The following is a 19,008-nucleotide window of genomic DNA, read 5'->3' as shown; positions in this document are numbered from 1 at the left end:
CGGATTTTGGTGCAGCGCACCCTACAAGCTAGTCCCTCAAGCAAATATTTCACTTTTTACGCCATAAGTTTGTATGACCAATTCTTCAAAGAAACCGAAAAAATTAACTCCGAAGGCTGCTGGAATAAACACACACGTAGACTTGACTGATACGAATGGTGAAGCTTTGTGGCTGGAGTCGGGATTTACAATATTTGTATGGGCTTTTGCGATAGCGACAGCCGGTACGCTGTTCTGGATGAGTTGGATAATTTTTAAGGATGCTTTGCCCGCTATTAGCAAGTTTGGACTGGAGTTTTTTTGGAATCCCAGATGGGATATCGGGGAATTACAGTTTGGGGCTTTGCCTTTTATTTACGGTACGGTGGTTAGTTCTGCGATCGCCATTATCATCGCCATTCCTCTAGGACTTTCAGTAGCTATAATTACCAGCGAGAACTTTTTGCCGAGTTGGGTGCGATCGCCCTTGGGATTCATGGTTGAATTAATCTCGGCTATTCCCAGCGTGATAGTTGGCCTGTGGGGAATTTTTGTTTTGATTCCCTTTTTGTTGCCCTTCCAGCAGTCATTGTTCGATAATTTCAGTTGGTTTCCCCTGTTCAGCAGCGAACCTTTAGGTCCCGGAATGCTGCCCGCTGGAATACTTTTATCGATTATGATTCTGCCCACAGTAGCCGCCATCAGCCGCGATGTATTGATATCAGTTCCAGTCGATTTGCGCAGTGCTTCGATGTCCCTCGGGGCCACCCGTTGGGAAACTATATTTAAGCTGTTATTGCCAGCAGCAAGTTCGGGCATTATCGGAGCGACTATCTTGGCATTGGGGCGCGCTTTAGGCGAAACAATGGCAGTTACGATGGTAATTGGCAACTCGATTCAAATCAACAAATCTATATTAGCTCCAGGCTACTCAATCCCTGCTGTTTTGGCCAGTCAATTTCGAGAAGCTCAAGAAGATTTGCACATCGGCTCTTTAATGTATTTAGCGCTAATTCTATTTGTCATCACACTATTGGTGAACGCAGTGGCAGTATTGCTGGTTAAGCTAATCGGTGTTAAGGGAGCTAATAATTAACACGCTCGAAAGTAATTGGTAACAAGCTCTTTTATGTATTCTTTCCCAGGCTCATGACGGAGAAAGAGAAAAGTCTAACATCCTGAGAACAAGCTCGATCTATCCGCAGAATCAATCTAAAATCTAAAATCTAAAATCGCATGACTAAACCGCCAAAATTAAACAGTATTCTCGATGCAGAAATCTACAATCCCCTCTCACTGAGCAGAAATTTATTCAGTCGCGGAATGACACTTCTTGCCTTCGTATTCACAGCTCTTGCCGTGCTACCTTTGTTCGCTATTTTGTACAAAATATTGGGGGAAGGACTTACACATTTGAGCTGGGAAGTGCTAGTGTCTCTGCCCGCACCCGTCGGAGTTGAAGACCAGCCCAACGGCTTTGCAAATGCGATTATAGGCACTGCTTTAATGGTGGGAATTGCGACATTAATCAGCGTACCTATCGGTGTAATGACAGGAATATTTTTGTCAGAGTTTGGTAGGGAAAATAAGGCGATAGCCAATACCGTCCGCTTTATCACCGTCATTCTCAGCAGCGTTCCTTCAATTGTTGTCGGGGTGTTTGCTTACGCTTTAATTGTTGTTACCACTAAGGCATTCTCAGGATTAGCCGGCGGTGTCGCTCTCGGCATTATCATGTTACCGGTTGTTGCGCTAACAACAGAACAAGCATTAAAATTGGTGCCTGCTTCTTACCGCCTCGCTTCTGCTGGTTTGGGAGGCGGACGCTTTCAAACTATTTTTCGGATTATTATTCCCTCGGCACTCCCGACTATTACCACAGGCATTTTACTCGCAGCTTCCCGCGCCGCCGGGGAAACTGCACCCCTAATTGTAACTGCCTTGTCGAGTCAATTTTGGCCGCCTTTGGTTGAGAAATTGGGGGAGATAGTTCAGTTTCCCGTCAGCGCAGAAACTATCTCCAAAATCCAAGAAATTCCCGAGACACTGCTAACTCCAACTCCTTCTATGTCTGTATTAATATACAGTTATGCCAGCTCTCCTTACAAGGAGCAGAACGAATTGGCATGGACTGCTGCCTCTGTCCTTTTGGGCATGGTTTTGATTACTAGCGTCGCATCCCGTACAGTAACTAGGAAACGCTTTCAAAATCGATAAATCAATAACTAAAGTTCATCTCTCAGTCAAATATTCACACTATAACCAGAGAAATAATGAAACCTAAAGCTAACTTGAAATCAGAAAAATATACCGCTCATTTTCTAGAAGATGCCACTCCGGAAATTGACCCCAATGCAATGCCAGCACTGCGGGTTCAGGACTTGAGTTTCTCCTACGGAACTCACAAAGTTTTGGAAGATTTGTCGATGAATATGCCTCACCGGCAAGTTACGGCGATTATTGGTCCTTCAGGTTGTGGCAAATCTACCTTTCTTAAAGCTCTCAACCGGATCGGCGAATTGGAGGGAAAGGTTCAAATTAAAGGAAGAGTAGAGTTTTTTGGACAGGATATTTACAGTCCTAAAGTCAATATTAATAGTTTGCGCCGCCAAATGGGGATGGTGTTTCAAAGACCGAATCCTTTTCCGCTGAGCATCTACGATAATATTGCTTACGGGGTGAGGATTTTTGGCCGCAAAAGCAAAGCAGAATTAGATGAAATTGTGGAATCTGCACTCAAAAGTGCGGCGCTTTGGGATGAGGTGAAAGACGATTTGAATAAATCCGCTCAGGGGATTTCGGGCGGACAGCAGCAGCGGCTTTGTATTGCTCGCGCTTTGGCGGTGAAGCCGAAAATTTTGCTGATGGATGAACCTTGTTCTGCTCTAGATCCCATTTCTACAATGAAGATTGAGGAGTTGTTTCAGACTCTGCGGCAGCAGTTAACTGTGGTAATTGTAACGCACAATATGCAGCAGGCGGCTCGGGTTTCTGATTACACGGCTTTCTTTAATACTGATGAAAGCCGCATCGGCCGCATGGTGGAATTTGGGCCGACAAGCGGGATTTTTACCTCTGCAAGCAATTCGAGTACCAGGGATTACATTCAAGGTCGTTTCGGTTAATTTACATCTTGAACCTCTTTCATAACAGGCTCGAAGGGCCTGTTCCACAACAGACAAATATTTTTGTGCAGGCATCTTGCCTGCTATAGTTATGTCTTCAGAACAGGCTCGAAGGGCCTGTTCCACAACAGACAAATATTTTTGTGCAGGCATCTTGCCTGCTATAGTTATGTCTTCACCACTGCTTAAGCGAGAGTTAGGTGTTTTCGGCGCAACTCTCATGGGCCTGGGCTCAATCCTAGGTACCGGAGTATTTGTGAGTATCGGTATTGCTGCGGAAATTGCTGGGCAGGGAGTGATTTTGGCTGTGGGTATTGCGGCTTTAGTTGCTGTTTGCAATGGCCTTAACAGCGCTCAATTAGCGGCAAATCATCCTGTTAGCGGCGGTACTTATGAATATGGCTACAAATATCTCAATCCTTGGCTGGGTTTCACTGCCGGCTGGATGTTTTTGTTGGCGAAAACGGCTTCGGCTGCTACTGCTGCTTTAGGTTTTGCGGCGTATTTTTTAAATGCAGTTGGTGTAGCCGATCGCACTTACGAGATCCTAACAGCTTTAGTCGCCCTCGCCGCTCTCACTCTGGTTGTATTGACGGGAATTAGGCGATCGAATATTGCCAATAGTGCCATAGTCTCAGTTACACTTCTATCCTTAGCGGTGTTTGTTGCTGTCGGTTTGCCAGAGGTAAGGTGGGAAATGCCCGCGCTACAAAATGATAGCTCGATCGGCTCCATCCTCCACGCCACCGCCCTGATGTTTGTCGCTTATAGCGGTTACGCCCGCATCACCACAATGAGCGAGGAAGTGCGGGAACCGAGGGAAACCATTCCCAAAGCCATAATTTTCACTTTGGTGCTGACAATGCTGCTTTACGTCGGGGTAGCAGTAGTTGTCGCGGGCGCGGGGGCCGATAAATTGTCTGTACAAACAGGCGGCACGGCTGCACCTCTGGAAGTCATCGCCCGCAGTTTCCGAATTCCAGGAGTTTCTCAACTGCTAGCCGCCGGCGCAATTACTGCCATGTTGGGAGTCTTGCTGAACTTAATTTTAGGGCTGTCGCGGATATTGCTGGCGATGGGGCGGCGCTGGGATATGCCGAGAGTCTTGGCGCGACTGAATCCTTCGGGGACAACTCCCTACGTGGCTGTGGTGGTTGTCGAAGTTACGATCGCACTTTTAATCCTCGTCGGCGATGTCAAAACCACTTGGTCATTTAGCGCTTTTAGCGTTTTGATATATTACGCTATCACCAACTTCGCCGCGCTGCAACTTTCCCCCGCCGAAAGGCTTTATCCGCAGTGGTTGGCTTGGGTGGGTTTGGGAAGTTGTCTGTTCCTGGCTTTCTGGGTTCAGAAGCAAATTTGGCTGACAGGATTGGCATTAATTGCCGCCGGTTTAATTTGGCGGGCGATCGTCCGGCTGCTGGCGAGAAACTAGAATTGTGATAGATTGAAACACCATCCCGGATTGTGGAGGGTCATGCCCGATCGAACTCCCGAGCTTGCGACTCAAGAATCTGTCGCATTCAGCGCCATCAGTCGCTATATCGCTCAAACACTAATTTCCATTCAGGAAAAACATCCCGAATGGATAGCTGAAAAATACAGGAAAACCCCCTGGGCAAAACCTGATTTTCAGTCACTTTTGATTGGAAAATTGACCAAAAGTTTCCGAGTAGCCAGCGATACAGATTCCCTGCTGCTGACTGCCAAAAAATACCTACAAATTCTGCTGGTTCCAGAATTCATTAATTCACCTCAATTCCGCACATTATTTGCCCGAATAGAGTTCCTAGCCCAATCTCAAACAGTCCCAGCTAAATCACAAAACTCAGTTTCGTCAAAACCTCCAAATCCCACCCCAAATCAAACAAATTCGCTTCCTGTCGGCATTGCTATCTTGCTGCTAGATGTTGAAAACTTGCAACTCAACATCGAAACCGAAAAATTCCTAGAGGGAATTTGCCACTATCCCATCCAAATCAAAGTTGCCTTTGCCAATTGGCGCAGCATGGGCAAGAAAGATGCCGAATTTCACCAGCGCGGCTATCAACTAATTCACGTCCCCCCCGGCAAAGACAGCGCCGACTTAAAAATGGCTACAGTCGGCGCATCGATTTTCGTACATTATCCCACAGCCAAAGAGATTTTTGTCTGTTCGTCCGATCGCGCCCTCACTCACCTCAGCAATACACTGCAAGCCCACGGATTAACCGTATTTCAAGTTCGCAAACAAATAGATAAAATCATAGTTTTAAACAGCAAAACCGGACAATTTGAAACCCATTCCCTCGTAACTGTACCGGAAATTACACCCCTCGAACAATTAGTTATTCAGCTAAAAGAATTAATCAAAACCGAGCAAAAACGTACCTCAAGTCAGTGGATAAAACTTTCTACTATTGCAGTTATGTTTAGGCAAAATTACGGTTTAGTCCTCAATCAAGTTGTTGCCACTCATTCCCTAGGCAGTAAAACCAGGGATATATTTCTCAAATATCCCACCGAGTTTGTCGTCCACAAACCCTCAGAACATTCTCAAACTTATGTCACTCTTTTTGAAGTAAAATTGTCCCCCCCACCGCCAAGACTTAACAAAGAAAATCAGAATAACACTGCGACAACACCTGCAACATTGACAGATATTAATTCTCTGGAAGACTTGGAAAAAGCTCTGGTCAAAATAGTTAGCGACTTAACCGGCAACTCTCCTGATAATTCTGTATTTCTCTCCAATGTAGGCAGCGAATTTCACCGACAATACGGCAAACAAATTACCCAAATAATTAAGGACTTTAATCTCGGTAGAAAATTTCCTAAATTTTTGCAATCCTGCACTTCTCTCCAGCTCACAAAAGCAGAAAAAGGCTGGCAAGTTTCCCTAAATTAATTAAAAATTAAAATATATAAACATCCCGATTACTAGAAACTTGAGTTATCATACAACCTGGACGTAAAGAAATGTAAAGGGATATGCAGGACAAAGTTGTGGTTGTGGTGGGTGCGACTGGCGGCATCGGTTCAGCGGTGGCCCGCAAACTCGCCGATGCGGGTGCGAGGTTAGTGCTCGCCGCCAGAGACAGCAGTAAGTTAGAGGCTTTAGCTAGCGAACTTTCGGCAACAGAGGTACTGTGCGTACCCACAGATATCACCGATTTGCCGCAAGTCGAGACGTTGATGCAGACAACTCTAGAACATTTCGGACAAATTGATGCCCTCGTAAACGCCGCCGGTGCCGGAATTCTCAAGCAGTGGAACAAGTTAGAACCCGCTGATTTAGATGCAATGCTTGACTTGAACTTGAAAGGCAGTTTTTATACGTCTCAAGCAGCGGCGAATGTGATGAAAGACCGAAAATCCGGTCACATCTGCAATGTCATCGGGATTTTGGGCAAGCATTCGATGGCGATGGGAACCGCTTATTGCGCTTCAAAGTTTGGAGTAGTTGGTTTCAGCAAGTGCATGGCAGATGAACTGCGACGCTACGGGATTAAGTTTACGCTATTCTATTTTGGCGGGGTAGATTCTCCGTTTTGGGATAATGTGAGTTTGAAGGTAGACAGGTCAAAAATGCTGAGTACCGAAACTGCTGCAAATGCGATTATTTTTGCTCTTTCGGCTGACCCCCAAGCTGTGCCGATGGAGATTAATATTCAGCCGGAAAGTCATTTGTTCTTTTAGCGATTGAGGAGTCAATCGATTTTCGATTTTCGATTTTCGATTTTCGATTGACTTGCGCGAGATCAATGCGGGGGACGCAAGGATTTTCGATTTGAGATTTGGGATTGATTCCACGGATAAATCACGTGGCGGGTACTATCAAGAAATTCTTGGTCATTTGAAGGCAGAAGACAGCGGCGCCTCAAGCCCAGAAAAATTATCATATCTTTAGGTTTGAGAACTTGCACAGCACCTAATTATGTAGGGTGCTCTTCTGCCCCGCACCTTACCCATATAAGTAGCACGTCAAACCATTTTTTTGCCTTAGTCCGATTGGCGAAGGTCTAGCGGTCAAAGCTAAGTTATCGCAGAGAGTGGGTTTCTTTTAAGTGCCGACTTATTTCTGCCTTCAGAGGGAGCTATGATATTCTATCTTGAGGTTATTATTAAGTGGGCGCGCAATGAAAAGTATGAAAAATATCGATTACTCAGTCCCTCCCTTGCAGTTTCGCCTTGAAAATCAGCAGATTTTCCATTTTTCAGTTTCCATTTTCAATTATTGATTATGGAGTTCGATCGCATTCAATTTTACGTTGAAAACGCTAAAGTATCCCGCGACTGGTTTGTCGGCCAGTTAGGCTTTCAATCAACAGCAGGTTATGCCAACAGCCACACTCACACTGAAGCTGTCAGCAGCGGCAACGTATGTTTTATTTTATCTTCACCCCTGACACCCGCTAGTCCCGCTGCTAGTTGGTTGAAGTTTCATCCTCCAGGGATTGCCGATGTGGGTTTTCGGGTAAAAAATATCGAATTAGCAGTAGCTAGAGCGGCTGCTGAAGGCGCTAAAATCCTAGAACCGATTCACGAAGACCTAAACCAAGCAGGCTATTTTAAGCGGGCAAGAATCGCTGGTTGGGGAGATTTAAGCCATACGCTCGTTCAGCGAATTGGCGAGAATTCAGCGCTGCAGGCTTCTCCTAAGCTGCCGCTGTTTACCCGGATAGACCACGTAGTGTTAAATGTTGAATCCGGCGATTTGTCAAGTGCTGTTACTTGGTATCAAAAAATATTAGGTTTTCGACCCCAGCAAAATTTTGACATTCAGACTGAGAAATCGGCTTTGCGGAGCCAAGTTATGGTACACGCTGAAGGTGGGGTGCAATTCCCGATTAATGAACCGGCATCAGCTAATTCTCAAATTCAAGAATTTTTGAGCGCAAATCGGGGGCCGGGAATTCAGCACATGGCTTTGCAAACTAATAATATTGTCGGGGTTGTTGCAGATTTGCGATCGTGCGGTTTGCCTTTTCTACCAGTTCCTCCCACATACTACTCCAAATTGCAGCAGCGGCAAAAATATTTGCCCGCAGATTGGCAAGCAATTGCAGCTTGTCAAGTTTTAGCAGATTGGCAAGAAGATACTCCAGGAGCGATGCTGCTGCAAATCTTTACCCAGCCAATTTTTGCAGAACCGACTTTCTTTTTCGAGATTATTGAGCGCCGAGTTAGTTTAGTTGACGGCAAACAGGTGCAAGCTGGAGGTTTTGGTGCGGGTAATTTTCGAGCTTTGTTTGAGGCAATTGAACGGGAACAAATGAAGAGGGGAAGTTTGATCGATGATTGATCAAACTTCCACTTTTTAGGTCATACAGGCTTGTCGATCAGCACTGCGATATCTTTCCACCCGTAGGCAATTTCTTTGAGTTCAACGCCTGCTCTAATTGTTTGCACTTCCTCCACTTTTTCACCTCCTAAAAATTCATAAAACCTACAGGCTGAATTGTCTCCTAGTACCCAAACCAGCATCGAGTTCAAACTTAATTCTGCCAATTTTGTGGCAACTGTCCTCACGAGTTGCCGTCCGATTCCTTGACGCTGATATTCCTCCAAAATATAGATGGCAAATAATTCTCCTTTATATACATATTTGCCGCTGCGCTCGCAACCACCCGCAGCAAAACCCACAATTTGTCCCGAGTCATTCTCAGCAACGCAGACAAAAACCCCGGTATTTTTGACGTTGGCCAGGATTTCTTGCCAACGGCTTTCTTTTTTTTCATAGGAGAGTTGCGCGAGGTAATCTGTCGGTACAATTTTTCGGTAAGCAGTCCGCCAAGTATCTAGATTCACCCGTGCGATTGCAGGTGCGTCAGCGATGTTAGCTTCTCTCACAATCATCAGAAAATACTCCTTTACCCCCCTGAAATTCTCTGTTTAAGTCCAGGTAAACTATGCGATCGCGCCCTTCTAGTTTAGCTCGATACAGGGCTCGATCGGCCTGTCCAATTAACTCCTCAATCGATAAACCAGCAGCAGGTACAGTAGTAGCAATACCCATACTGAGAGTTATAAACTTACTTACCTTGGAAGCAGCATGAAAAATTGCCGCAGCTTTCAAATCCCTGCGAATTGCTTCAGCTACCCGCTTTGCTCCTTGCACATCAGTTCGCGACAAAATTACCGCAAATTCTTCGCCGCCGTAGCGGGCGGCTAAATCTCCTGCCCGCTGAGCGTTGCTACCTAAAATCTGGGCTACTTGTTTTAAACATTCGTCGCCTCCTTGATGCCCGTAACGATCGTTGTAAAGTTTGAAAAAATCGATATCGCACAAAATTAAAGACAGCGACTCTTTTTCTCGCTCCATCAACTGCCATTCTAACTCCAATTTTTTGTCAAAACAGCGGCGGTTGGGAATTTGAGTCAATCCATCGACCGAAGCGAGCCGCTGCAATTCCATGTTAGCTGCTTGTAATTCTAATTTGGCTTGTTCTAAAGCTAAATTTTGCCGAGCTAATTCTTCACTTTGCCGTTTTTCTTGTTCGTACAAAAATCGGATTGAAGCTTCAGCTTCTTGCAATTCTTGCTCCGCATATTTGCGCTTGACAAATTCTCCTAATTGAGAACCTACCACAGCTATTATCTGAAGTAAATCTTGATCCGGTTGCAGTTCTTCCCGGCAAAAAAAAGTCATTACTCCTACAACTTGGCCCCTAGCGTGAATGGGGAAACCGAATCCCGATCGCAGTCCCGCTTCCTCGGCCAAGCGCGATCGCACGAAATTGCGATCGCCCGCAAGATCGGTAATCCACTGCGTAGAACCGCTCCTGGAAACCGCTCCGGGCAAACCCTCACCCGCCGCCAAAGTAATCTGCTGGTCGTTTTCGGCAAACTCCCTAACTTCCTCGGCTGCCTGCCAAACTGCCACCCGTCGCAAACCAGCAGTTTCCTCGATCGGACAGCAGAGCTGCACGCACCAAAGCGGCTGTTTTTCAGATTTTATTTCCGCACCCAATCTAGTTTCTGTCTCCGCCTCTGCAGGCGTCCAAAGCTCGCCCAGATCCCACCCAAAACTTTGGCAAATAGCTTGCAAAATTCTCGGAGTTGCGCTATCTAGAGAACTTGATTCTGACAGGATATGAGTAACAGCATACTGTGCTTCTTGACACTTTTTTATGCGTTGTTGCTTGGTAATGTCTTTGCCGATATAAACAAAATCTTGTATAACCCCGCTCTCTGTATCCTTGCTTCCTATGCTTGTCTCGAAAGTAGAGCATGAAAACGCGACAATCAGCTTTAAACCTATTTTCGTTTGGCAAGCTACTTTTACTTGAGGCCAATATTGGCTTTTAAGTGCAGGAGGTAGCTGGCTGACTTTGCGTAACAATTCCTCCTCTGCCGTAATCATGGATATGGATTTGCCGATTAATTCCGATTCGGTATATCCAAATAATTGCTGTGCAGCTTGATTCACTTTTTTGATTTTACCCGATGTCCCTGTTACGAACAAAACATCACCTAGGGAATTAATAATTTTGTCAATATAATCGCCAGTCGCAGCTAAGTAATCGGCTTTAATACTGTTTTCGTTTGCCGCCTGAACCATGCTTTGCTGAGCTGCAATGCTATCTGTCACATCTTCGCATAAAATAATCAATCTGTCACCATTGGCTTGTCCCTTATAACCAAAGATGTACAAATTTAGATACAAATAAGATCCGTCTTTGAGAACTCTGGTAATTGATTTTAACTGAAAGTCTTGCTCTCGTTCTTCAATAATGCCTTCAAGGATTCCTTCAATTCCGATCAGTTCAGGAAAACTATCGCGCACGTCTTTTCCTTCGGCTGCTTCCTCATGAATGTAGGCAAAATCTTGCACTTTCAAAGATATTTCTTTAATCTTAAGTTCCCGATCGACTTCGATGTATTCAATCCTGCGTAAGGATAACAGCTTATAAAGAAGAATATTCATACTTCTTGGGCTGCTCTCTACAGTTAATGTTGGAAGTATTTCGTTATTGTAGAGCATCACTCTCCAAGGTTAGCACGTAAAGTTAGTTGTTGTTTTGCTGCTATTTCTCATGGGAATTTTTATACTGACGGATGTCACCAACTGTTACCGCGGGCTAATTTATGGAAACAGTACACTTGAGATTCTCCAAGCAGTTTTTTTAAATTTTAATTAGATGGCAAAATATTAATTTAACCAACTTTTTTTTGAGAAAGCGCAGTCAAAATTAGCTTCGATTGAGGTTGAAATTTATGAACGATACGTAGCGGTTTGGACTATTTGTGCCGCACATTTTAATTGTAAATTCCCCATTGTAAATTCCCGATATGGGTGACAACCGCTAAAGTTGAGGAGCGGCACAGTTTAATTCAAATGTTTCCTTTAATTAGAACCATTCCTATAGACCTTACCTCCCCTGGGTAGTTGTGTCAATTTTTGTAAAGAAAGTGTTACCTTTAAGTGATATAGTATCGAAGGATTTGTATAAAAGCTGAAAAATACTCTGCTAAATGCTGAGACTTATTACCGACTTTGACGGCCCGATCATGGACGTGTCCGATCGCTACTACCGAGTTTACCAGCAGTGTCTCGCCGAGACTCAGCGTTCGGGCCAACCAGTGCGCGAACTCCCCAAAGCCGAGTTTTGGGACTTGAAGCGCGCGCGCGTTCCCGAAACAGAAATCGGCATCCTGTCAGGATTAGACGCAGCCCAAGCCCGCGATTTTGCCCAGAAACGCCGTCAAACCGTTCACACCCTACCCTACATGATTTACGATCGACCAGTTCCCACCGCTGTGGAAACTCTCGAAAAGGTGCAGCGCGCTGGAGTAGACTTCGCGGTGATGACCATGCGCCGCGTCAGGGAACTAGATGAAGCCTTCAACCGCTACAATTTAGGGCAATTTTTCCCAGAAAACCGCCGTTATTGCCTCCCCAACGATTACGTTAAAACCGGGGATGTCAAAGATAAGCCCCTGTTGATGGCAAGAGCTCTCGCCGAACTGCCGCCGGCTTCTGACACTTGGATGGTTGGGGATACGGAGGCGGACATTGTAGCAGCAAAAACGCACGGTGTCAAGGTAATTGGTGTTTTGTGCGGAATTCGCGATCGCACCCAACTAGAAATGCACCAACCGGATTTAATTGCCAACAATTTGAGCGAAGCAGTTGAGATTATTTTAGGTCGCCAAAATTAGTCATTAGTAATTAGTCATTAGTAATTAGTCATTAGTTATTAATTTTTAGCTGACGTTATTTGTCCGAGGTCTTGATTTCACAGTTATTAGTTGTGGGCTGCTGACTAATGACTAATAATTACTAATGACTGCTGACTAATAACTCCTGACTAATGAATGCTAACTATCGCAGAAAACCGCTGACCAGCCACAGAATTAAAAACGTAAACAAAGCAATAAATTTCTCTGTTGTTATAAATGCCGGACTGACCAAAGAACCCAACAAGCCTCCCAGCACCAAGCCTATAACTAAGCCAGCGACAGTCAGCAACACGGCCCGACCAAATTTTTGTTCCTTGCGATTAACAAAATAAAGACAACAGCCGACCCCAAGAGCCAGAGTCAACTGTAGTAAAGAATCATTAGCCGCCGGATAAATACTCAGTCCGCCCAACCCTGCATACACCCCAGCAGGCCACAAAATGTCCGATCGACTAGGAGTATCAATTAACCGTTGCAACCAAGCTGGGCTGCCACTGGGAGGAGACGGAGTAAAGCTTGCGGGTGCGGGAGTCAGCCGCTCAGGAAAGCGGATGCGTTCGGGGACTTTTATTTTACCTTCCTGTCGCTGCCGCAGGCGATCCATGAGGATCGCATCGTAAGCTGCTTCGATCGATTCCAAACGTTTCTTGTCACCGCTGTAATGCTCAGCTAGGCGCGTGCGGGCCTCTTGCACTTCATCAAAGGAAGCATCTTCATCGACTTCAAGCAGTTGATAGGGAGTTGGCTCACTCATTGTAATAACCCGCTGAAGACTCTCGTTATAGAGTAATCTTAACAAGAGAGGAAAGCGGGGCGGGGGCTTAGGCCGCTTTCCCAAAAGTTTTGCTGCTAGTTTTTAGTGCTTTAAAACAGGAACCAGCAAACCTTAGGAAGGTAGAAGATAGAAGGCATTTGGCATTGGTAAATACAAAATAATGAATCCAAAGATTTTTATTTTTATCTTTGCCGTCTAAAATTTTACCTTCTACCAAATGCCCTCAGAAGGGACTTGTCCCGCCGGCGCTCACAATTCCCGACCACTGGACTTTTTTAAGTCGATCGCGGCGGTAGGAAAAAAAGCGAGCCGAGTCAGAATAAGTACAGAAAGGAGCGATCGCCACTTGAGAAAGATCGATTCCCAACAGTTGCAATTGCAGAGCATTGCAGAGGCGAACATCAAAGCGTACCTTTCCCGCTTCTGGATCGGCCAAGACAGGCGTTTCCGGCAGTTGGTGCAAAAACTCTAGAATGCCTTCGGCTGTCGCACTAACGGCACTCTTAGGAGCAATGGTGGCTCCCAGTTCCGCTGCTACTTCCACAGATACCTGGTAAACCTTTCCAGCGATCGCCGGCCCCATAGCAATCTTCAGATTTTCTAGTTGACTGCCTTGTGCCACAAGTTGAGCGATCGCCTCTGGTAATATCTTAGCAGCAGTCCCGCGCCAACCCGCGTGAACTGCCGCAACGAGTCCGGTGCGATCGTCAGCAATCAACACCGGTACGCAGTCGGCCGAGCAAACCCACAGCGCCTCCCATTCTCGACCGGCAACCAAGCCATCAGCCTCAGCATAGCTTGGGGCAGCGGTTTCCGAGTCCGGAGCCACTATCGGGGCCAACTCAGTGGTTTTGAGTACCGCATTGCCGTGTACCTGTTGGAGTCGGTAAACCTTAGCTCCAGGTGCGAAAACTTCCGTCAGATCGATCGGTCCCCGGGGCGAGAAATCGCGAGTAAAAAAGCCGTGAGACCACCGGTCGAGCAAGCTGCAAGTCAGATATGGCAAGCCTTCCCAGCTCTGCCACTGCCAACTGGTACTCTCACGTTGTCCGACCCGTTCAGAGTCAGGAAAATTTGTCAAGCGATCGCCAGCTACAGTCATGAAACCTATCCTTACCCAAGCGAATCATTTAGCTTGTATTCTAAACAATCAACAATTTTCTCCGCGAAGTTTAAAGGCGGCGCCAGCTTTAAGGAAAAAATCGCGATGATTCAGCAGTTTGAAGACGACCGACTGCGCCGAAATTTTGCATGACCCGATAAATACAGGCAACAAATTAACATAGACGAACCCCAAAGCGCTATCATCAGTGTGGCTCTCACAGGTTCCTAGGCAAGTGCACTTGGGAGCAAAAAAACCGGATATCGATCGCGACTGAATGTGCAAGGCATTCGAGCTTGTTCTATCCACAAAAAAAATTGCCTCAAGCCCGGTAGAATCAGTAAGGCCTGTATAAAAGACAAGGATTGCCATACATTCGATCCTGACTTCGAGATCCCTGCGCCCCCTGTTGAGTTGGGAAAAAAAATCGTGAAACCAGTTCCAGACAAGCAAATAACAGCCCCTTTGAACACCAAACAGCAAAAAAACAACCCTAAAGGCACCCGGACTCGATCGCGCCTTTTGTCCGATCGCTCACTGCTGGTGGGACTGGGTTGCCTTGCCAGTCTGGGACTGCTCAGCAAAGGCATAGTGTGGGCTCAAGCCGAAACTCCGCCAGCAGAACAAGCCGTCCCCGGCGCAGCAGACCTCCAGCCATTATTTGAAGCTCCTCTCCCGCCCCCGGAACCAGAATTCAGCCAAGTGGAGCCAGAACCCTACCCTGAACCGCAGGCAGAAGTTCCGCCGTCCGAGCCTTTCGATGCCGCACCGCCCAGTGAGCCGGAGTACGCCAGCGAACCACCTCCCACCCAATATTATCTGCCAGAACCCGAGCTGATTCCCCTGCCAGAAGCGACGGCCCAGGAGCCGCCTTTTGAAGCGCCAGTTAACCCAGCCCACGCTGAAATCGACCAAACAGACTACAGCATTGGCGCTACCAGCGAGTACGAAGAGTACGAAGCGCCAACCAGAATAGAGTTTGCAGAACGATCGAACGGCTGCGAAGAAGTTGGCGGTTTGTGCGCGCCTCCTCCTGTTTCCGAGCCAGTGACGGCAGATGCCGGAGAACCCAACTACAGCCCGGAAACTCCGATCGCAGACGACGGCTATATTGCAGCCCCTCCTCCTCGAAATCTGCCAGAAAGCATTCCAGACAATGTTCGGGAAACTGTGGCAGGAAATAGTAGCGGGAATCCTGTCAGTAAAATCGGTCAAGCCGTTCAACAAATAGGCAGCCAGGTTTGGGGGGGTTCAAACCCGCCGGAATCTGCTTACGCACCCCCGCGCTACTCCGCTAACCCCGGCTACTCCGCAGACCCTGGATACTCCGCAGGCGCTGGATACTCCGCAGGCGCTGGATACTCCGCAGACGCTGGATACTCGGCAAACATCGGCTACTCCGCAGACGCTGGATACTCCGCAGACGCTGGGTATTATGCCGGATCTGCATCTTACGGCGGCGGCGCTCCAGCGCCCAGCATGGGACTCGGGCCGGTTCAAGTCGGTGCGGTTAGTGTCAGCAGCGGCAGCAATACCGGTTTTGCTTACTACAATCTCACGCCTCGTCCCGCAGGCCTGCCCGGAAATGGCAACAAAAGCTTGCTGTTTCCGCTATCTATTGCTTCGGCAATTACTTCGCCGTTTGGGTGGCGGACTCATCCGGTTATGGGCTACGGCAGGTTTCACACCGGAACTGACTTGGGAGCCCCGATGGGAACGCCCGTACTCGCGGCCTATGCGGGTCAAGTGGCGATCGCCGATTGGTTGGGCGGCTACGGTTTGACGGTGGTTCTCAACCACAACAAAAAGTCTCAGGAAACTCTCTACGGCCACCTTTCTGAACTGTTTGTGAAACCGGGAGAGTGGGTGAAACAGGGAGAGACGATCGGCCGCGTCGGCAGTACGGGAATGTCTACAGGGCCTCACCTCCACTTCGAGATCCGGCAAATGACTGACCAGGGTTGGGTGGCGATCGACCCGGGTTCTCAGCTAGAATTCGCTCTGGCTAGAATGATCGGCACTTTGGAAACCGCCAAAGTACCCCAAATGCCAAAAATGGTGGAAATACAAACCGCTAACTCACTCAAGGATTTGGAAAACGATCTGCCCCAGCTTCCACCTCTGCCGCTGGGAATGGACATCGAAGTTCACAACCTCCAGCCGCCATTCCCGGAACTGTTAAAAGCTGACACTTCTAAGCCCAAAGATGCCGAAGCAGTCAAACCCAAAACTCAGAAGCAAGCTAGCAGGTAAAAATCGGGGATTGGCTGGATAAATTTTCTTGTGCAAAGGTCTAAAAGCCCACCCCACAAGAAAATTTATGTTTTGTGGAACGAGCAAACGAGCTTGTTGCTTTTCCTCTTTATATCAAATCCAGTAGCATCAGAATTAATATTACCCACAGCCTTCGACACGGCGATCGCCGCCTGTCCCTACAATTAATCCGGGTAGTCCAAGGGCACGGCGCGCTGTCCTCTATATTATGTCGATCGTGCAACCGGAAACGATATTACCAGGATCTTTCGGGTAACGAGGAAAAACTGATAAAAAATGGTAACTTGCAGCTTATGCTAATAGCGCAGCATTTGTGGGAATTAATTTTATTTCTGATTATTGTAGTCGGCCCGATTCCCTTAAGCTTGTCTCTTGCCTTCGAGAATCAGAAGGAAAACAGTAACTATTCATTTCCCCATTTTCTTCTCGTACTCCTGACGGGATGGAGTATTGCACAAGTTTGTACGGGCTTGATTTTAGGAAGTGCCGATCGCCTAAATATTTCTGCGGTGATTATAGCAGAAATTCTGATTTGTGCGATCGGCTTAATCCCGATATATACCAAAAACCACAAAACTTTTACCTTCTCGCAGTGGCAGATTCCCCAACTCAACCAACCTTTGGGCAAAGCAGAATCGCTAATTATTGTTGCCGCCGCTGTTGCAGGATTTTTGCTGTTGGAAACTCTCGCAAGCAAACCCACAACCAATTATGATTCATTGTGGTTTCACCTGCCTGCGATCGCCCGATGGTATCAAACCCATTCATTTACATTATTAGATGCCGCCGGAAATTGGATTTTTGAACAAGAGCAAGCTAAAGTATATCCGTACAATTGGCACGTTTTATCAGTTTTATGCTTAATCCCATTCAAAGAAGATTTTCTCACAGCTTTTCCCCTGCTAATTGCCTGGGTACTTGAGGGAATTGCCGTCTATCTATTGAGCGTAAAATTTGGAGCCACCCGAATTCACGCTATGGCAGCAGCATCTTTAGTATTGACAGTACCGATGGTGCTCAACCAAGTTAACACCATTCAGCCAGACTTACCGCTAGCTGCAATATTTACAGTCGGTTTATATTTGGGTTTATCCTATCATAGCAGCCGATCGCAATCCGAACTATCCCTATTTTTGGCAGCCGCAGGAATGCTAGCCGGAATAAAAATCACTGGGATAGTCTATGCTGCCTCACTTTTAGGAGGATTAGCAATATTAGAACTTAAAAGATTGGCGGTTAATAAACAAGCCACACCAGCTAATTTTATAATTCGCCACTTTCTCAAACCAGTGTTACTGTCCGGCATAGCTTGTTGCTTGCTTTTAGGAAGTTTTTGGTATGCGAGAAACTTGCTGCAAATCAATTATCCAGTCGGCGAAGTCGGCGATATTAAAGTTCCTTTACAGCCTTTTTCTTTACCGTCTCCCTTACCTGGGCAAACACCTCCGGTACAGCAGCCGTCGGCTTCGCCACTTTTAAAGATTTGGCAAAGCACTTTAGCAGCTCAATTTAATCCCAGCAATATTTCCCACTGGCAAACTCTAGGCTTACAAATTATCATTAGATTGCAACTGCCCTTTCTGGCGATCGCCTTTCAAATATTGGCAGCACCTCTGGCTTCGGTCAAAGGTAAAACCAGAATAATCAATCAAAATAACATTATTTTAATCATACTGCTTGCCAGCACAGGAATTCTGTATTTAATTACACCTTATACGTCCGGTACAGCAGGAGAGACAATGGGTCAAATAAGTCCTCTACTCGGTTTTAACCTCAGATACGGATTTCCCTTTTTAAGCGTACTCGCCATCGCAGCGGCATCTACAGCAACTCTCTTGAAAACAGAAAATCAAGTTGTTCTGGCAGTGGTTTTAGTTAGTAGTTTTTTCGGAATTACTAGCAACACAATTTTTGATTATATTAAAGAGACTTCTTTTACCGGAGATAGTATTGTTTGGGGAAGTTTTTTGATTGACTATTTTAAGTCAAATCCAGTCGAAGCCATTAATAGTATCGGGCAAATTTTAGCCCCCAGTTGGCAATATATATTACGAGATTCGATATTTTATATTGTGTCGATGACTCTGGCTTCAATATTGTTGAAAATAAATCCCGGTTTAGGATGGCTAAATCATCTATTTTACCTCCGTCAAAAATCACTGTACATAGTGATAATTGGTGTATTTATAGGATTGATATTAATCGGTCATTGGAGGGAAAAGCGAGATATTGCACGCACCGAACTGTATCGCGGCATTTACGAGTATATTGATAAAAATACAGTAGCCGATGAAAGAATAGGCTTCTTTTTAAGTTCCCGCAGCTACCTGTTTTACGGGAGAAATGTGGACAGACAAGTCTTATATGTGCCGTTTAAAGCCGATCGACTTTCGGCATGGATTGACAACCTCCGGCAAAATAAAATTAAGACTGTAGGATTCGGACCCCTGAGTGGGACAAACGCAGCTACCAGAAAAGCTCTATCTTGGCTGACAAGTGCCGAGGGCCCGCTGCAACCAGTTTTCGGAAAAGATTTTAATACTGAGCCGGTGCTGTATCGCTTTAAAAATTAAAAGTTATTAGTT

Annotated in this window: 14 protein-coding genes; 10 read left to right on the top strand and 4 right to left on the bottom strand. The window is 46.3% G+C overall.

Annotation, left to right across the window (positions count from 1 at the left end):
- Nucleotides 1–73 precede the first annotated feature (73 nt).
- The 7 genes from pstC (at nt 74) to hppD (ending at nt 8,391) form a co-directional block, all read left to right on the top strand.
- Nucleotides 74–1,075, top strand: coding sequence for a phosphate ABC transporter permease subunit PstC (pstC, locus tag QUA80_RS24035; RefSeq protein ID WP_333427526.1), 1,002 nt, complete (start codon nt 74–76; stop codon nt 1,073–1,075).
- A 140-nt stretch (nt 1,076–1,215) separates the two neighbouring features.
- Nucleotides 1,216–2,196: a phosphate ABC transporter permease PstA gene (gene pstA, locus QUA80_RS24030; protein ID WP_333427525.1), complete on the top strand. Its 981-nt coding sequence runs from the start codon at nt 1,216–1,218 to the stop codon at nt 2,194–2,196.
- Nucleotides 2,197–2,252: 56 nt separating this feature from the next.
- Nucleotides 2,253–3,104 carry a phosphate ABC transporter ATP-binding protein PstB gene (pstB, locus tag QUA80_RS24025; protein ID WP_333427524.1) on the top strand — a complete coding sequence of 284 codons (852 nt, stop codon included), beginning with the start codon at nt 2,253–2,255 and terminating at the stop codon, nt 3,102–3,104.
- Nucleotides 3,105–3,195: 91 nt separating this feature from the next.
- Entirely contained in the window at nt 3,196–4,542 is a 1,347-nt protein-coding gene (locus QUA80_RS24020) for an APC family permease (protein WP_333427523.1), read from the top strand.
- A gap of 42 nt (nt 4,543–4,584) precedes the next feature.
- Nucleotides 4,585–5,994, top strand: coding sequence for an NYN domain-containing protein (locus QUA80_RS24015; protein ID WP_333427522.1), 1,410 nt, complete (start codon nt 4,585–4,587; stop codon nt 5,992–5,994).
- 83 nt (nt 5,995–6,077) lie between these two features.
- A complete protein-coding gene (locus tag QUA80_RS24010; RefSeq protein ID WP_333427521.1) occupies nt 6,078–6,785 on the top strand; it encodes an SDR family oxidoreductase in 708 nt (235 codons plus the stop codon).
- Between the two features lie 544 nt (nt 6,786–7,329).
- Nucleotides 7,330–8,391 (top strand): 4-hydroxyphenylpyruvate dioxygenase, encoded by a 1,062-nt coding sequence (hppD, locus tag QUA80_RS24005; RefSeq protein WP_333427520.1) that lies wholly within the window; start codon nt 7,330–7,332, stop codon nt 8,389–8,391.
- Between the two features lie 20 nt (nt 8,392–8,411).
- Here hppD and QUA80_RS24000 read toward each other — a convergent pair whose 3' ends face one another.
- Nucleotides 8,412–8,945, bottom strand: coding sequence for a GNAT family N-acetyltransferase (locus QUA80_RS24000; protein ID WP_333427519.1), 534 nt, complete (start codon nt 8,943–8,945; stop codon nt 8,412–8,414).
- Entirely contained in the window at nt 8,926–11,016 is a 2,091-nt protein-coding gene (locus tag QUA80_RS23995) for a diguanylate cyclase domain-containing protein (protein WP_333427518.1), read from the bottom strand. Before QUA80_RS23995 ends, QUA80_RS24000 begins: the two co-directional genes overlap by 20 nt.
- Nucleotides 11,017–11,564: 548 nt before the next feature.
- On the opposite strand from QUA80_RS23995, the gene QUA80_RS23990 reads away from it, so the two are divergent.
- Nucleotides 11,565–12,251, top strand: a complete 687-nt coding sequence (locus QUA80_RS23990; RefSeq protein ID WP_333427517.1) for an HAD family hydrolase — start codon at nt 11,565–11,567, stop codon at nt 12,249–12,251.
- Nucleotides 12,252–12,414: 163 nt separating this feature from the next.
- Here the strand turns inward: QUA80_RS23990 and QUA80_RS23985 are convergent, their stop codons facing one another.
- Entirely contained in the window at nt 12,415–13,026 is a 612-nt protein-coding gene (locus tag QUA80_RS23985; RefSeq protein ID WP_333334335.1) for a CPP1-like family protein, read from the bottom strand.
- 244 nt (nt 13,027–13,270) lie between these two features.
- A complete protein-coding gene (gene pgeF, locus QUA80_RS23980) occupies nt 13,271–14,149 on the bottom strand; it encodes a peptidoglycan editing factor PgeF (protein ID WP_333427516.1) in 879 nt (292 codons plus the stop codon).
- A 429-nt stretch (nt 14,150–14,578) separates the two neighbouring features.
- On the opposite strand from pgeF, the gene QUA80_RS23975 reads away from it, so the two are divergent.
- Together QUA80_RS23975 and QUA80_RS23970 are read left to right on the top strand one after the other, a co-directional pair.
- Nucleotides 14,579–16,402: a peptidoglycan DD-metalloendopeptidase family protein gene (locus QUA80_RS23975; RefSeq protein ID WP_333427515.1), complete on the top strand. Its 1,824-nt coding sequence runs from the start codon at nt 14,579–14,581 to the stop codon at nt 16,400–16,402.
- Nucleotides 16,403–16,476: 74 nt separating this feature from the next.
- On the top strand, nt 16,477–18,996 hold the full coding sequence (locus QUA80_RS23970; protein ID WP_333427514.1) for a hypothetical protein: 2,520 nt from the start codon (nt 16,477–16,479) through the stop codon (nt 18,994–18,996).
- Nucleotides 18,997–19,008: the final 12 nt, after the last annotated feature.

Origin of the sequence: Microcoleus sp. F4-D5, from assembly GCF_036704885.1 — a bacterium.
GTDB lineage: Bacteria > Cyanobacteriota > Cyanobacteriia > Cyanobacteriales > Microcoleaceae > Microcoleus.
Note: the sequence above shows the minus strand (reverse complement) of the source record. Positions and strands in the feature narration are given on the sequence as shown.

Coding starts and splice junctions, on each gene's coding strand:
- pstC (WP_333427526.1), top strand. CDS start 74: ATGACCAATTCTTCAAAGAAACCGAAAAAATTAACTCCGAAGGCTGCT.
- pstA (WP_333427525.1), top strand. CDS start 1,216: ATGACTAAACCGCCAAAATTAAACAGTATTCTCGATGCAGAAATCTAC.
- pstB (WP_333427524.1), top strand. CDS start 2,253: ATGAAACCTAAAGCTAACTTGAAATCAGAAAAATATACCGCTCATTTT.
- QUA80_RS24020 (WP_333427523.1), top strand. CDS start 3,196: ATGTCTTCAGAACAGGCTCGAAGGGCCTGTTCCACAACAGACAAATAT.
- QUA80_RS24015 (WP_333427522.1), top strand. CDS start 4,585: ATGCCCGATCGAACTCCCGAGCTTGCGACTCAAGAATCTGTCGCATTC.
- QUA80_RS24010 (WP_333427521.1), top strand. CDS start 6,078: ATGCAGGACAAAGTTGTGGTTGTGGTGGGTGCGACTGGCGGCATCGGT.
- hppD (WP_333427520.1), top strand. CDS start 7,330: ATGGAGTTCGATCGCATTCAATTTTACGTTGAAAACGCTAAAGTATCC.
- QUA80_RS24000 (WP_333427519.1), bottom strand. CDS start 8,945: ATGATTGTGAGAGAAGCTAACATCGCTGACGCACCTGCAATCGCACGG.
- QUA80_RS23995 (WP_333427518.1), bottom strand. CDS start 11,016: ATGAATATTCTTCTTTATAAGCTGTTATCCTTACGCAGGATTGAATAC.
- QUA80_RS23990 (WP_333427517.1), top strand. CDS start 11,565: ATGCTGAGACTTATTACCGACTTTGACGGCCCGATCATGGACGTGTCC.
- QUA80_RS23985 (WP_333334335.1), bottom strand. CDS start 13,026: ATGAGTGAGCCAACTCCCTATCAACTGCTTGAAGTCGATGAAGATGCT.
- pgeF (WP_333427516.1), bottom strand. CDS start 14,149: ATGACTGTAGCTGGCGATCGCTTGACAAATTTTCCTGACTCTGAACGG.